Source organism: Aliagarivorans taiwanensis DSM 22990 (genome assembly GCF_000429505.1).
Lineage (GTDB): Bacteria > Pseudomonadota > Gammaproteobacteria > Enterobacterales > Celerinatantimonadaceae > Aliagarivorans > Aliagarivorans taiwanensis.
Map to the genome: position 1 here is coordinate 69,928 of NZ_AUBZ01000019.1, position 15,675 is coordinate 85,602.

Below are 15,675 nucleotides of genomic sequence, written 5' to 3' on the forward strand. Positions count from 1 at the left end.
TGATGGCCTAACAATCAACCGTAAGTGTAAGAGTAATAACTGGAACTGGTTTTTCTCACTTTATTTAAAACCACACCCTCCATTAACACCCCATGATTTACTAAAAGAGAAACAGACTCTGAAACCTCGTTCTTTTTTGTCTTTCTAGAATTAATGACGAGTATTGAAGAGCCAACAACACCTCCTACGATCAATGCATCACTAACCGCTGACAACGGTGGCGTATCAAATAGTACTTTATCGTAATCCGCTAACAACCTATCTACTAGGGATTTAAATTCCACGCTTGACAAAAGCTCTTGTGGGTTAGGCGCTATCATCCCCGCGGTTAGTATGTCCAAGCCAGAATGCTTGTGGGTATGTATGCAATCTCTTAAGTCAGCCCCCATCATAAGATAATTCGTCAACCCGATACTCGAACGGCCTATACCAAACCGTTCACCTACTGAAGGCTTTCTCAAGTCACAATCCACTAGTATCGTTTTTTCCATTTTAGCTATAGAGAGTGACAGGCCTATCGCCATTGTTGTTTTACCCTCACCAGGAACTGATGAAGTTATAGAAACGAGCTTTCTGCTTAGCGGAGCCATCTTAAACAATATCGAAGTACGTATACCTCGTATTGCCTCATTTACTTCATTCCCCTTTTCACCAGTGACCAGGTTATCAGATACAACCCCATCACTCAGGCTAGTTCTTTTCAACAGTGGAACAACTCCTATAGGATCCAATCTCAAAAGTTCTCTCACGTCATTACTGGTATCTACAGTGTCCCTAATAGAGTCTTGCAACAGTGAAATCACACAGGTAATAAGTAATGCTAATGAGGCGACACCAATTACAATTACTTTTCTACGAGGGCTTGTTGAACTCAAAGGTACACTCGCTCTGTCTGTAAACCTGGCTACCGCGGTCTGGAAGTCATTGGTAGCTGCAGTCTCCTTCTGGCGATTAAGGAACAAGTCATAAAGCTTACGGTTACTATCTACTTCACGCTTTAATGCATCGTAGGTAGCCCGTTTAACCGCAATCCCCTGGAACTGACCCTTTTTGCTATCCAGCTCGGCTTGCAGGGCGTTCTCTTGTTTGCGGGCGCTACGCAGTTCCTTCTCGATGCCGGATGCCAGGTCACTCAGTAGTTCTGTGGCGCGCTGTTGTACTGTGGCCAACTGGGCACGAGCCTGAATCATCCGGTCGTGCTTGGGGCCGTAGCGCTTGCTAAGCTCGGATACCAAACGTTCCGCCTCGATCTCGGCCAAACGTACGTCGCGCAACTGGGGATGGTTAGAGATGGCGGGAACCGATGAGAGCTGGGCCAGCCCGGCGTTACGGTTATCCTGCAGCACAAAGTACAGCGATTCTGCAGCTACCCGGCGGTCGCGGGCATCACTCAGCCTGCGGCTTAGATCGCTTAGCTCGGTGGAGGCCAGGCTATCGATGCCCTCTACATCTACCAGCCCTTCCTGCTGCAAAAACGCAGTTAGGCGATCTTCAGAGGCAGTCACTGCTGCGCGCAGCTTGCCCAGGCGATCCTCCAGCCATGAAGTAGCCTCCTGGCTAGCCAGTAAGCGAGCTTCTCGGTTGTTCTCGATATAGGCCTCGCCCACAGCATTGGCCAGAGTCGCGGCAAGGTGACGGTCTTCCGAATCGAAGCTAATTTTCACCAGCTGGGTTTTTCGCACCGGACTGATAGTTAAACGGTCACTAAATGTACCCATCACATGTTGTTTGCGCGCTTCCTGTAGTTCTGCCTCGGTTGCCGGCTCTTGCTCCGGTAGCCAGCTTTGTAGCAGCGGTGAGTCGCTGGCGAATGTACGCAAGCTGCCTATGGGGTTTTTCACTTGATCCAGCCAAGTGGGCTCACGTTCGCCGTTAAACTCTGGTAACTCCTCAAGGCCGTAGCGGGCAATTACTTTCTCGGCAATGCTGCGCGATTTAAGCAGCTCAAACTGGGTTAGGTAGTATTCCTGTTTAGAGGTATCTACGCCGATGACCTGCTCGATGGATACCGCGCTACGCTGCTCGGCCTCGATCAGCAATACCGCAGTAGCGCGGTATACCGGGATAATCGAAAACGCCACCAAGGTCGCCAGCAGCGCGGCTAAAAAGGTAAAGCCCAGGATCATAGGCCAGCGTTTACCAATAGCACTAAGGTACTGGCGCAAGTCGATTAGCTCTTCCTGCGGCATAGCTGGCTGGGAAACTGCAGCAGCTGAATTGGTCAAAGAGGGGTTGCCACCGTCTACGGCATGTAAATTGACATTGGCTGAATTATTCACATTTAGTTCCTTTAAGACGCGGGCAATTAGAAGAAGCTGGCTTTAACTACAATGATGTCGCCAGGTTCCACCCTGGCACCCAGTGCCACTTTGGTTTCACCACTACTTCCATTGGCGGGGGTAATCGCAATATTGCTCTTGGAGGCGCGCTGGGTAAAGCCACCCGCTAAGGCGACGGCTTTCTCAATGGTTAGTCCCGGTTGATAGGCATAACCGCCGGGGTTTTGCACTTCGCCGTTAATAAAGATCTGTCGGTAGGAAACGATATTCACCGCGACTTTGGGATGGATAAGGTAGTCGCCGCGCAGGCCGTTCTCGATGGCGTCTTTGAGTTTTTGCGTGGTATTGCCGGTTACGGTTAACCGGCCTAGGTAGGGGTAATCGATTTTGCCGCTGTTGTTGATTAGCACTTCCATGCTGAGGTCTTCTTCACCGTATACATGGATGTTTATTACGTCGCCAGGGCCTAAACGGTATGAGTCGCCACTATCGGCCTGACTTAGTGGCGCTAACAACAAGCTTGCCAAGCTTAGCGCCAGTGTTACGAGGTATTTCATATTACAGCGTTCCCGTTAGAGTAAAGTAGTACACGTTTTGGTCGTAGCCGATGCCGCTAACGCTCGAGCTTTTCTCTTGCCACTCCCAGCCAGCACGAAACTCCAACCAACGGCGGAAGTCGTAGGCAAAGCTCAGCTCAAAGCGATCTGTCTCGTCGTCGCGGTCTATGCCTGTATAGGATTCGTCGGTGTAGGCGTACGCAGCACGAGAGGAGAAGCGTTCTAACCAGTAATGCTCCCACTCTAAGCGGTAAAGGGCTTCTTCGATGTAGTCGCCCAGTTGGTCAGGGTCTTTGGCAGCATTACTGGTGGTAAAGGTAAATTGCGAGTAATCGACAGGTAGGTAGGTAAGTGCCACTTCCCAACTAAAGCCGTCGAAGTCTTCGCGGCTGCTAGCATCATATTTTTTGGTCTCGTAACCCAGTTTGGCCTCACCGCTAGTTTTACCGGTGATATCCCAAAGCGCGCCCACGTAGTAAAACGTGTCATCGTTATCGCGTGTCGCTTCGCCGTCGGCGGTGACATCGTATTCACGCTCCAGGCGTTTGATCTCGAAAAAGGCTTCAGTCGCCGATGACACGCGATAAAACAGCTTGGCACCATAGCGCAGCTCGTCCCAGTTTCTGAACTGGGTGGTCTCTTCTAGCTCGGTGTACTCTTTGTCACCCCAGCCTAGAGATAGGTCGAACCGGCCTTGGGCGCCTTGCGCCCCAAACGAATAGACAGCTGCCAAGTCGTTGGTGCGGTAATACAGTAACTCTTCGAGCAAGCCGCCCAAGCCTTCCGAGATACCGCTACCGCGCCCTTCATGCTGATGTGCAAACTTGTAGTCGAAAGTAAGTCGGTGGCGGGTGGCTAAATCTAACTTGGCGTTTAGCCCTGCCAGGTGGTCAACGTAGTCGTCGATGCTGCTATCAAAATACTCGCCCACCTTCAGGTTGTAGTAGGCACTGTATTGGTTAAGGCCCCGTTCGGCCATTAGTGCAATGCCCGGCTCAAATACGAATATGCCCGAGGATTCGGTATCGGTATCAGTAAGTCCTAGGTTGTCATCGTAGCGGTAGCCCAGCCCGAGAGTAGGCACCACCGCTAAGCCCGAACCAGTAACATAGGGCTGGGGCTCTACCTTGGCATTGGCTGTTGAGCAAATGCCCAAAGCGGTCACCACTCCTAACAACGTTGGTAGACTTTTAGCGTGAATAGCCATTGCAACAACTCCCTTTTGTTTTAGTAGGCTTGGTCGCCAGTGAATCCCTTAAATACGGTTAGATAAACAATCTTGAGGTCCATCCATAAACTCCAGTTCTGGATGTACTCAAGGTCGTAGGCAACGCGACGTTCCATCTTATCCAAGGTGTCGGTCTCTCCCCGGCAGCCATTGATTTGCGCCCAACCGGTGATACCCGGCTTAACCTTGTGACGCAGCATGTAGCGGTCGACTAGCTGACGGAACTGCTCGTTATGCGCCACCGCATGAGGGCGCGGACCGACGATGGACATGGTGCCCATCAACACGTTAAAGAACTGTGGCAGCTCATCTAGTGAGGTACGACGTATAAAGCTACCGAAAGGGGTAATGCGCGGGTCATCGCGGGTGGCTTGAACCACCTTGCCGCCATTTTCCATGACTCGCATAGAACGGAATTTCCACACCCGAATGCGCTTACCATCAAGGCCGTAGCGATCTTGCTTAAACAACACCGGGCCGGGTGAGCTAAGCTTCACGCCCAATGCCACCGCTAACAAGATGGGGCTGATAAGTAAGATAATTGCACTGGCCAGCAGCACGTCTTGAATCCGTTTGACCCAAACACTGGCAGAGTTGCGAAAAGGAGTATCAAACACACTAATGGTTTGGATTTCGCCCAAACTCGCCCAGCGTGAGTGAATTAAATTGTAAGTAAAAAAGTCGGGCACAATGAAGGTGGTGCAGGTGGTGTCGGAGAGTAGCTTAAGGTAGCTGGTGATTCGGTCTTTGGCATGCATGGGTAAAGCAATATAGACATGGTTTAGCTCGCCGTTTTTTGCCATATCTAGCGCTTTGCTGACCGGCTGAACCTCGCCAAATTCTCCCAGCTCCTTATTGAGCCGGGTGCTCGCCCTGTCATCAAAGAAGCCCGCAAAGGTTAAGCCCAAATCGGGGTTAGAAATCAGCTCTCGGTGCAGGCGTAGCGCGTTTTCAGACACGCCAATAATTACAGCACGGCGGGTGTTATAACCGGAGCGACGCGCCAACGCGAGCAGTTCGCGAAATACCAAGCGCCAGGCAACCAGTACCAGCGGGGTGAGCAGTAGCCACCAGCCAACCACTAAGCGAGAATATACATCGGATATTTTAAGGAAGTAGTTAATCGCCAACACCAAGGCAACGGTGACCAACCATACGCTAAGCGTTGTGCTCGCCTGCTCTTTGACTGATGCAACCCGCCACGAACGATATAAACTAAACGACTCGGCAACCAACAGATAGGCCATGCCAAAGCCAATGGCCAGGAACTGGAAGCTTTGCTCAAACTCACCGGTGCGCCACCACACCAAACATGCTAGAACAGCAAAAATAGCGCTTAGATCAGCAATCCGATAGATCACTGCCAATTCGAACTCGTGGCTGCGCACCAGCCCCTTGCTAAAATCACTCATTGCGCGTCCTTACGATTTATTATGTAGCGATCCTGCTACATAAACTGCGTTAGTTAATCGAAAGCGTATTCCCTGCGACCTTGCATCATTGCATAGGCTCAATTGCGAGTTAAAAACTCAAATTGTTACTTCTCTTGTTAGATCTTTCAAGTGCTATAAACAGCAATATTAATAACATGATAAGTGTGACAGTTTTCGGTTCATCAACTGAAAAAACAGCTGCACCCAAGTACTGCTGCTCGGCCCATGCAAACAAGGTCCAGTCACCACCGATGAATAGAGCTTGATCCTCTTTAAGAGCGCTATCAGTCCATATGCTTAACATCTCGGTGCCAATTGCTTGCTGTTCCAAAACGTCATCCCAACTGTATGCGATGTAGTTAAAATACTGCTCTTCACCGCGACTCCACCAGGAAAAGGTAATGTCTAACAGGCCGTTATTGAAGGGGCCTAAGCCGTCATCAGTAAGCGGGTCAAACTCTTGCATATTGAAGCTAACGGCAGCACGCACATCATCGCCGGGCTTCACTACAGTTAACGGTTCGGGCGCATCAAAAATATTGGGGTCTTGATGGGGGGTGGGGAAATTTCCGGTGTATACCACCAGTCCTTCATCAACCTCAGGGTTTTGAGTAATGGCAAGAATAGATGCCTGACTCATCGCCGAGAACAGCATAATTAGCATGGCAAACACTGAACATTTCATTACCCAACTTCCTTATCGAATGCAAACACTGAATTGATTCACACCTAGATTAGCAATTTAGATGCCATTAGTAATGAATGGACCTTAGGTGCCCGCAAACTACTGATATTAAAATAAATTACTGCATTCTAAATTCAAAATAAGATCATGTAAATATTTTTTGGTGTAAATTTATCTGACACATTAAATATAGTTATATTAAATATCACCAATACCCCAGCGCTACAGTGTAAGTATCTACTATTCAAATAAATTAATTGCATTGCTTAGAGTAAATATTCAACCAAGATAGGTGGGAATAATATATTCAACTTGATGGATAGTTTCAGCAAATGCTATGCAATGTACTCGGCTCCTCTAGTATCAGGTCATGCAGCCCTTTGCTGGCCGAATCTATACCTAGTTTGAACACGCTAAGGAAGGTCGTTACTCAGGTGAGTGCACTAGTACAGGATCGTAAAAAAATTTGACACCTGTCACACAATGCTGGTGAACACATAACTATTGAATCACTAGGGGGATAGGTAAAGCTCCGGATATCCGGAGCTACATCAGATTGTTACGTGACAAGTCCACCATGCTTAAACAGCACGTAATCGCCGGGCTCTATCTTGTGCCACTGCTCGTTAGAGGTGAGCGGTTGAGTGGCGATCATGGTTACCACATCGTTGGGGGTGGTCTCTTTCTTAAAGTCGATGGTGACATCGGCATCCATCAGCTTCGCTTCGCCAAACGGCGCGCGACGGGTGATCCAGTGCAAGTTGGTAGAGCAAAACGCCATCACATACTCACCGTTACTCAGCAGCATGTTGAACACGCCCAACTCACGCAGTTGCCGCCCCAGGCTTGCAATAAACTTAAACGCCGCCGCCATGTTACCCGGCTTGCGTGGATACTTCTGCCGCAGCTGTTCGAGTATCCAGCAAAACGCCAGTTCGCTGTCGGTATCCCCCACCGGGCGATACCAGCCAGTATCGAGCTTCTTGTAGCCGCTTAGCTGCCCGTTGTGGGCATAGGTCCAGTTCTGTCCCCACAACTCACGGGTAAAGGGGTGGGTGTTCTCCAAAGATACTTGGCCGCGGTTGGCTTGGCGAATATGGCCAATCACCGCTTCACTTTTGATGGGAAAGGCCTTAACCAGCTCCGCCACCTTGGACTCACAACTAGGTTGTGGATCTTTAAAGCTGCGACAGCCGCGCCCTTCGTAAAAGGTAATCCCCCAGCCATCGACATGCGGGCCGGTTACCCCACCACGCTGCACCAGGCCGGTGAACGAGAAACAGATATCGGTAGGCACATTGGCGCTCATACCTAACAGCTCGCACATCGTTGTTCTCCGTCTCCCGCTAGGCTTCCATGTGTTTTTCGATAAGCTGGATCATGATGTGGATGCACTTGATATGCACTTCCTGGATGCGATCAGCAAAACCAAAATGGGGAACTCGGATCTCAACATCAGCCAGACCAGCCATCTGGCCACCGTCTTTGCCGCTGAGCACGATTACCTTCATGCCTTTCTGTTTCGCCACTTCGATAGCTTTTAAGATGTTACCTGAGTTACCGCTGGTGCTAATCCCCAGCAGTACGTCACCGGTTTGGCCTAAGCCTTCGATATAGCGGGAAAACACGTAGTCGTAGCCAAAGTCATTGCTCACGCAGCTAAGATGGCTAGGGTCAGAAATGGCAATCGCTGGCATCGCCGGGCGGTTTTCACGGTAACGTCCGGTCAGCTCTTCGGCGAAGTGCATCGCATCACAGTGGGAGCCACCGTTACCGCAAGCAATCACTTTTCCACCTTGTTTAAAGCGCTCAGCCAGCAGCTTGGCTGCGTTATCAACGGCCTCAATATTCGCGTTGTCGGCCAAGAAGTTATTCAGAACTTCTGCCGCTTCTTGTAGCTCGGCCACAATCAATTCTTTCATCGTTATTCTCACTTTCCTCTATGCGCTAACACTATAACCAAATTTACTTTGCGGCACATCAGCGAACGCTTCAGCGCTTTTAAGTATGTCAGGCCTTACAAGATCGATGTTGCATTTTTGTAACCCACACTTGACCTGCCGTTACATATCACTTACAAATACACCTCAGAGGTCAGACCTCTTACTAGTTGAGCTCTTAACGAGTTGATAAGGAGAATCATCATGCTGAGTACCCTAACGGCATTGTTTATCCCTACGCTCTTGGTAGCGATCGCTGCCCTAGCGTACTTTCGGTCCTCACTGCTAGCCTTTAGCTTGGTCACCACCGGACTGTTATTGGCATACTCATTGGTTGAGCCGCTGAGCCAGATTACTTGGGCGGTTTACGTTGCAATCGTTGCCTTGGTTAATATCGTGCCGCTGCGCAAAAAGCTGCTTTCAACACCGATGTACAAGGCCTTCAAGGGCGTAATGCCAGAGATGTCACAAACTGAGCGCGAGGCTATCGACGCCGGTACTACCTGGTGGGAAGGCGAGCTGTTCCGTGGCGCCCCTGATTGGAAGCAACTGCACAGCTATCCCAAACCTCGCCTAAGCGCCGAAGAGCAGGCCTTCCTCGATGGCCCGGTTGAACAAGTATTAAAGATGACCAAGGACTGGGAGATCACCCACGAGCTGGCTGACCTGCCGCCTGAGGTTTGGCAATACCTCAAAGACAACAAGTTCTTCGCCATGATCATCAAGAAGCAATACGGTGGTCTGGAGTTCTCGGCCTATGCCCAATCGCTGGTGCTACAAAAGTTAGCGGGTGTATCAGCAGTGCTCTCCTCTACGGTGGGCGTACCCAACTCGCTGGGCCCGGGTGAGCTGTTGCAACACTACGGCACCAAAGAGCAGCAAGACTATTACCTGCCACGCCTGGCCAACGGCCAAGAGATCCCCTGCTTTGCCCTAACCAGCCCAGAGGCGGGCTCCGATGCCGGCTCTATTCCCGATTTTGGTATCGTCTGCAAAGGCGAGTGGGAGGGTAAAGAAGTACTTGGCATGCGCCTGACCTGGAACAAGCGCTACATCACCCTAGCGCCAGTCGCCACGATATTAGGCCTGGCCTTTAAACTGCGTGACCCCGATGGCCTGCTAGGCGATAAAGAAGACTTGGGCATCACCTGCGCCTTGATCCCCACCGACTTGGAAGGTGTAGACGTTGGTCGTCGCCACTTCCCGCTCAACGTACCATTCATGAACGGCCCGACCCGCGGTAACGACCTGTTCGTACCCATGGACTTCATCATCGGCGGCGAGAAGATGGCCGGTGAAGGCTGGCGTATGCTGGTTGAATGTCTGTCGGTGGGCCGTGGTATTACCCTGCCCTCTTCTGCAACTGGCGGTATCAAGTCAGCGGCGCTGGCAACCGGTGCCTATGCGCGTATTCGTCGCCAGTTCAAACTGCCCATCGGCAAGATGGAAGGTATTGAAGAGCCTCTGGCACGTCTGGCGGGTAACGCCTACCTGATGGATGCAGCGAGCAGCCTAACGGTGACCGGTATCGACCAAGGCGAAAAGCCCTCGGTGATTTCTGCGATTGTGAAGTACCACCTCACCCACCGCGGCCAGCGCGCCTCGATTGACGCGATGGATATCGTTGGCGGTAAAGGGATCTGCTTAGGACCGAAGAACTTCCTCGGCCGTTCCTACCAAGGTGCGCCAATTGCGATTACCGTGGAAGGTGCCAACATTCTCACCCGCAGCATGATTATCTATGGCCAAGGGGCAATCCGCTGCCATCCTTATGTACTGAAAGAGATGGAAGCGGCCTACCACCCCGACTTTGAGCAAGGCCTGGAAGATTTTGACCGCGCGGTGTTCAGCCATATCGGCTTTGCCATCAGCAACTTCGTGCGCAGCTTCTGGTTTGGTATCAGTCGCCATCGCCTGATTAAGGCGCCGCATCAGGACAAAACCGCCAAGTACTACCGTCAGCTGACCCGCTTCTCCAGCAACTTGGCACTGCTGTCAGATATCTCGATGGCGACCCTGGGCGGTAACCTGAAGCGCAAAGAGCGTGTATCGGCGCGCTTGGGCGACTTGCTCAGCCAGCTTTACCTAAGCTCAGCGGTGCTCAAACGCTTTGACGATGAAGGCCGCCAGAAAGCGGATATGCCGCTGGTTGACTGGGCGATTCAAGACTCGATGTACCAGCTGCAAAGCGCATTGGACGAGCTACTGCGCAACTTCCCAGTGCCGGTTGTGGGCAAGCTGATGCGATTGGTGATATTCCCACTGGGTAAACCACTGCATGCGCCAAGCGATAGCCTCGACCACAAACTGGCGCGCATCCTCCAAAGCCCCAGCGAAACCCGCGACCGTATTGGCCAAGGCCGCTTTGACAGCCGAATAGAAGGCAACGTGTTTGGCGAGCTGGAGCAGACCCTCGACGATATCCTTGCCTGCGAGCCAGTATTCGACAAGATCTGCAAGGCGCTGGGCGAGAAGCGTCCATTTATCTACCTCGATAAACTGGCCGATGAAGCGCTGGCACGCGGCATCATCGAGCATGGCGAAGCCGAGCTGATGAAGCTCGCCGAGGCTGGCCGATTGAACGCAATCAACGTAGATGACTTTGACCACCAAGAGCTGGCGCATAGCAAGCAAAACGGCGCGGACGAGATGATCACCGCAGCCTAACCACCATAAACACCCTTTCCTTTTTTATGCGGGCTTCGGCCCGCTTTTTTATCAACATTGCTTTTTGAGGACGGCTCTTCTTAACTAACTACGATGAGTGCTTAACGGGATTCCTATGGACGACGACTTTATCTTGTTTGACGACAAGCCGGACAATACAACGCAAACCGCCCCCCCTGGAAACTGATGATTGTCGATGACGAGCCGGAGGTTCATGACATTACTCAGATGACGCTGCAGCGTTTTAGCTTTGACAACCGACAAATAGAGTTCATCCACGCCTACTCAGCCCAGCAGGCCCGTGAGTTACTTCCCCAGCATTGCGATGTCGCCCTGATCTTGCTCGATGTGGTGATGGAGACCGACGATGCGGGCCTCACCTTGGTCGAACATATCCGCAACCAGCTAAACAACCACTGCGTGCGCATCGTGCTAAGAACCGGTCAGCCCGGACAGGCACCGGAAGATAAAGTGGTCGAAGACTACGACATCAATGATTACAAAGATAAAACCGAGCTTACCTCGCAAAAGCTGCGTACCCTTATCCGTGCCAGCCTGCGCTCCTATCGCGATATCTGTGCCCTAGAGACCCACAAGCGCGGCTTAGAAAAGGTGGTAGAGAGCTCCAAGGGGATCTTTGAGCTCAGCGCACTGCACACCTTTGTCGAAGGCGCGCTGGATCAGCTATCGGCCATCATGCACCTCGACGATGGCTGCATCTATGCCTTAGAGAAACAGGCCTATGCCCACCATAGCTCGCACTTTCAGTTGCTCGCGCATCACGGGGAGGACAGCCAACATCAGCTCAATAAGATTCTGCCTTTGTCTCAGCTGCCGTCGCAGCAAGCCGCACTGTTTGACCAAGCCATTAACCAAAAGGGCAACATCTTTAAAGACAATGCGGTGGTGATCTATTGTCAGAACAAAGCCAGAGATCTGTTCTTCTATATAGTGCGCAATACACCGATTAATGAATCCGACCAACACTTTATTAAGCTGCTAAGCGACAATATCACCATCGCGCTGGAGAATATCCGGCTCAACGAGGTGATCGTCGAACATCAGCGCGAAACCATGTATCGCATCGGTGAAATTGTTGAGACCCGCTCCAAGGAGTCAGGCAAGCACGTCAAACGGGTTGCCCTCTACACCGCCAAGCTGGCAGAGCTTGCTGGTCTAGACGAGAAAACCATCGAACGGCTAAAGATGGCTTCCCCGCTACATGATGTGGGCAAGGTCGCCACTCCAGATGCGATCTTGCACAAGCCTGCCAAACTGGATGACCGCGAGTGGTCGATTATGCGCTCCCATGCCGAACAAGGAGAGATGATGTTGGCCGACTCGAGTATCCCTAGCCTATTACTGGCCTCTGAAATTGCTGGCAGCCACCACGAGCGTTGGGACGGCAAAGGCTACCCGCGAGGCTTAAAAGGCGAGGAGATCCCCATCAGTGGTCGCTTGACCGCCCTGGCCGATGTGTTCGATGCCCTCGGCAGTAGTCGCTGCTACAAGCTGCAATGGGCCGACGAGGAGATCGTCGAGTACATCTCAGAGCAAAGTGGGAAGCAGTTTGACCCTCACCTATCCTCACTGCTGCTAAGTAACTTGGATCAGTTTTACAGCATTCGCGAGCAATATCAGGATGAGATCAGCGCAAGTTCTCCCGAGTAAGCACCAATAAACTGCAAATAAAGCGCGATTTTACGGCTACTTAGCCATGCCTTAGAGACAATCTTTCGGCAGGTTTGATTGAAGGCTTCTAAAATGGTCTTGAAATGCTGTATACTTCGCGCAATTTTCCGCCCTGACATATAGAGAACGACTAATGGCAGATCTATCTCATTACAGAAACATCGGTATCTTCGCACACGTAGATGCTGGTAAAACCACCTCTACCGAGCGTATCCTTAAGCTCACCGGTAAAATTCACAAGACCGGCGAAGTACACGATGGCGCTGCAACCACTGACTTCATGGAGCAGGAAGCTGAGCGTGGTATTACCATTCAATCAGCAGCGACTACCTGTTTCTGGAAAGACCACCGCCTGAACATCATTGATACTCCTGGACACGTTGACTTCACCGTTGAAGTATACCGTTCTCTTAAAGTACTTGATGGTGGTATCGGTGTATTCTGTGGCTCTGGTGGTGTAGAACCTCAATCAGAGACCAACTGGCGTTACGCTAACGAATCTGAAGTTGCACGTTTGATCTTCGTGAACAAACTGGACCGTATGGGTGCTGACTTCTACCGCGTTGTTGACCAAGTTAAGAACGTACTGGCTGCTAACCCACTGGTTATGACCCTGCCTATCGGTATCGAAGACGACTTCACTGGTGTTGTAGATGTACTAAGCCAAAAAGCTTACATCTGGGACGATTCTGGCCTGCCAGAAAACTACGAAGTAACCGACATCCCAGAAGACATGGTTGAGAAAGCTGCTGAGTACCGCGAGCAACTGATCGAGTCTGCTGTTGAGATGGACGACGAGCTGATGATGGCTTACATGGAAGGTGAAGAGCCTTCTTTGGAAGACATCAAGCGTTGTATCCGTGAAGGTACTCGCACCATGGCCTTCTTCCCAACCTTCTGTGGTTCTGCATTTAAGAACAAAGGTATCCAGCTGGTACTAGACGCAGTAGTTGACTACCTGCCAAGCCCAACCGAAGTTGACGCTCAGCCTCTGACTGACGAAGAAACTGGTGAACCTACTGGCGAAGTTGCTACCGTATCTGCAGATGAGCCACTACGTGCTCTGGCGTTCAAAATTATGGACGACCGCTTCGGTGCCCTAACCTTTATCCGTATCTACTCAGGTAAGATGGAAAAAGGTATGACCATTCTGAACAGCGCAACCGGCAAGACTGAGCGTATCGGTCGTATGGTTGAGATGCACGCTGACGAGCGTAACGAGATTTCTTCTGCGCAAGCGGGTGACATCATCGCTGTTGTTGGTATGAAGAACGTACAAACTGGTCACACCCTGTGTGATCCTAAGCACCCTTGTACTCTTGAGCCAATGATCTTCCCAGAGCCAGTAATCTCTATCGCTGTAGCGCCTAAAGATAAAGGTTCTACCGAGAAGATGGGTATCGCTATCGGTAAGATGGTTGCAGAAGATCCTTCGTTCCAGGTTGAAACCGACGAAGATTCAGGTGAAACCATCCTTAAAGGTATGGGCGAACTGCACCTGGACATTAAAGTAGACATCCTGAAGCGTACCTACGGCGTTGAGCTAGTAGTAGGTCAACCTCAGGTTGCTTACCGCGAAACCATTACTCAAGAACTTGAAGACAGCTACACCCACAAGAAGCAGTCTGGTGGTTCTGGTCAGTTCGGTAAGATCGACTACCGCATCCGTCCTGGTGAGCCGGGTTCAGGCTTTACCTTCAGCTCTTCAGTAGTTGGTGGTAACGTACCTAAAGAATTCTGGCCTGCAGTTGAGAAAGGCTTCAAAGTAATGATGGAAGAAGGCCCACTGGCTGGCTTCCCAGTACTTGACCTTGAAGTAGAACTGTTCGACGGTGCTTTCCACGCAGTTGACTCGTCAGCTATCGCGTTCGAAATCGCTGCGAAAGGCGCATACCGTCAGTCTCTGCCAAAAGCTGGCCCACAACTTCTTGAGCCAATCATGAAAGTTGACGTGTTCACCCCAGAAGACAACGTGGGTGACGTAATCGGTGACTTGAACCGTCGTCGCGGCATGATTAAAGACCAAGAAGCTGGCGCTACCGGCGTACGCATTAAAGGTGAAGTACCACTGGCTGAAATGTTCGGCTACATTGGTCACCTGCGTACCATTACTTCTGGCCGTGGTCAGTTCTCTATGGAGTTCGCCCACTACATGCCTTGCCCACAAAACGTGGCTGAAGAAGTAATCGCTGCGGAAAAAGAGAAAAACGCTAAGTAAGCAACTCTTTTAAGCTGATTCAAAAAACCCCGGCACGCCGGGGTTTTTTTATGCCAGTAAGCCGCGCTAAGGGCTTTCGTTAAGTAGTTCACCGAGTTGCTTTCGGCAGTGCTCTAACGACGGTTTAAGCGCCGCCTCCGCTTCCCCCTCCCGCTCCAACACCTTAATACACAGCGCCAGTACCGCCAGTAAGGCAGCTTGCAAGCTCGCCTTATCAGCCCTTGCCCAGCTCAAGCTAAGCAGCTCCAGGTAAGGCTCTGGAAGCCACTGCTCGATAAACCGGCCATTGTGCCAAGTATCTATCACTTCTTGGTTCTGGGCCTGCAAATGCGCTACCCACTCCATCAGCCGCAACAAACGATGCTGCATATGACTATTGCAACATGCCAACGCCATCCAACGCTCACCTCGCTGCCACTTCTTAGCAGTCCACAGCACATGGTAGGCAATGTCCTGAATCAGCTCTGTGACTTCTTCAGCATGGTCTTTAGGTGCAGGTAAAGGCAAGGCTGCCACCTCAGCAAAGATACTGGCAAAGTTCTCTTTATCAAGCAGACACAGATAGCCACGCTTAAACACCGCGATCATCTCAGGGCTAAGCTGAGCACTATCGCGCGCCCTGACAAAATCGGCAGGCAACAGCGGAAAGTCCACATCCAAACAGGGCTGATACAACACCCTTAGCTCAGGTACCGCATCCACCGGGCTAAATTCACTAAAGCACAACACCACCTCACCCAATGCTTCAGTCCAGTTTCGCTCCTGCATTAAACAGGCAGGGTCTTCAACTACCAGCAAGATATCGATATCAGACCATCTATCGACGGGTAGCATCTCTCGGGCCTGAGAGCCCACCACGAAGGCAGCCCGGATGTCTTCTCTGGTATTCGCAAAGGATACAAGCCTATCGACCAAGGCCTGATATTGAGGGTGAATCATCGGCACGTTCCTCTTAGTGACCTCTCAATGCTGCCAG

11 protein-coding genes are annotated in these 15,675 nt (G+C 51.1%); 3 read left to right on the forward strand and 8 right to left on the reverse strand.

What is annotated here, in order from left to right; all coding sequences use genetic code 11:
* Positions 1 to 14: 14 nt before the first annotated feature.
* From G462_RS0110460 to lpcA, 7 genes are all read right to left on the reverse strand, one after another.
* Positions 15 to 2,279, reverse strand: a complete 2,265-nt coding sequence (locus tag G462_RS0110460) for a GumC family protein (protein WP_051326674.1) — start codon at positions 2,277 to 2,279, stop codon at positions 15 to 17.
* Between the two features lie 26 nt (positions 2,280 to 2,305).
* Positions 2,306 to 2,836: a polysaccharide biosynthesis/export family protein gene (locus G462_RS0110465; protein ID WP_026958954.1), complete on the reverse strand. Its 531-nt coding sequence runs from the start codon at positions 2,834 to 2,836 to the stop codon at positions 2,306 to 2,308.
* 1 nt (position 2,837) lies between these two features.
* Positions 2,838 to 4,043, reverse strand: a complete 1,206-nt coding sequence (locus G462_RS22450; protein ID WP_051326675.1) for an outer membrane beta-barrel protein — start codon at positions 4,041 to 4,043, stop codon at positions 2,838 to 2,840.
* A gap of 20 nt (positions 4,044 to 4,063) precedes the next feature.
* Complete coding sequence (locus tag G462_RS0110475) at positions 4,064 to 5,476, reverse strand: undecaprenyl-phosphate glucose phosphotransferase (RefSeq protein ID WP_026958955.1); 1,413 nt, start codon at positions 5,474 to 5,476, stop codon at positions 4,064 to 4,066.
* Positions 5,477 to 5,585: 109 nt separating this feature from the next.
* Positions 5,586 to 6,182 carry a hypothetical protein gene (locus tag G462_RS0110480; RefSeq protein WP_026958956.1) on the reverse strand — a complete coding sequence of 199 codons (597 nt, stop codon included), beginning with the start codon at positions 6,180 to 6,182 and terminating at the stop codon, positions 5,586 to 5,588.
* 559 nt (positions 6,183 to 6,741) lie between these two features.
* A complete protein-coding gene (locus G462_RS0110485) occupies positions 6,742 to 7,509 on the reverse strand; it encodes a class II glutamine amidotransferase (protein WP_026958957.1) in 768 nt (255 codons plus the stop codon).
* Positions 7,510 to 7,528: 19 nt separating this feature from the next.
* A complete protein-coding gene (gene lpcA, locus G462_RS0110490) occupies positions 7,529 to 8,104 on the reverse strand; it encodes a D-sedoheptulose 7-phosphate isomerase (protein ID WP_026958958.1) in 576 nt (191 codons plus the stop codon).
* A 222-nt stretch (positions 8,105 to 8,326) separates the two neighbouring features.
* Between lpcA and fadE the strand changes: the two genes are divergently transcribed.
* From fadE to fusA, 3 genes are all read left to right on the forward strand, one after another.
* Positions 8,327 to 10,789, forward strand: a complete 2,463-nt coding sequence (gene fadE, locus G462_RS0110495; protein ID WP_026958959.1) for an acyl-CoA dehydrogenase FadE — start codon at positions 8,327 to 8,329, stop codon at positions 10,787 to 10,789.
* A gap of 186 nt (positions 10,790 to 10,975) precedes the next feature.
* The gene (locus G462_RS22455) at positions 10,976 to 12,460 is read left to right on the forward strand and encodes a DUF3369 domain-containing protein (protein WP_035477470.1); all 1,485 of its coding nucleotides are present in this window, start codon (positions 10,976 to 10,978) and stop codon (positions 12,458 to 12,460) included.
* A 154-nt stretch (positions 12,461 to 12,614) separates the two neighbouring features.
* Positions 12,615 to 14,699, forward strand: a complete 2,085-nt coding sequence (gene fusA / locus G462_RS0110505; RefSeq protein WP_026958960.1) for an elongation factor G — start codon at positions 12,615 to 12,617, stop codon at positions 14,697 to 14,699.
* Positions 14,700 to 14,765: 66 nt separating this feature from the next.
* Here the strand turns inward: fusA and G462_RS23940 are convergent, their stop codons facing one another.
* Complete coding sequence (locus G462_RS23940; RefSeq protein WP_026958961.1) at positions 14,766 to 15,638, reverse strand: aminoglycoside 6-adenylyltransferase; 873 nt, start codon at positions 15,636 to 15,638, stop codon at positions 14,766 to 14,768.
* Positions 15,639 to 15,675: the final 37 nt, after the last annotated feature.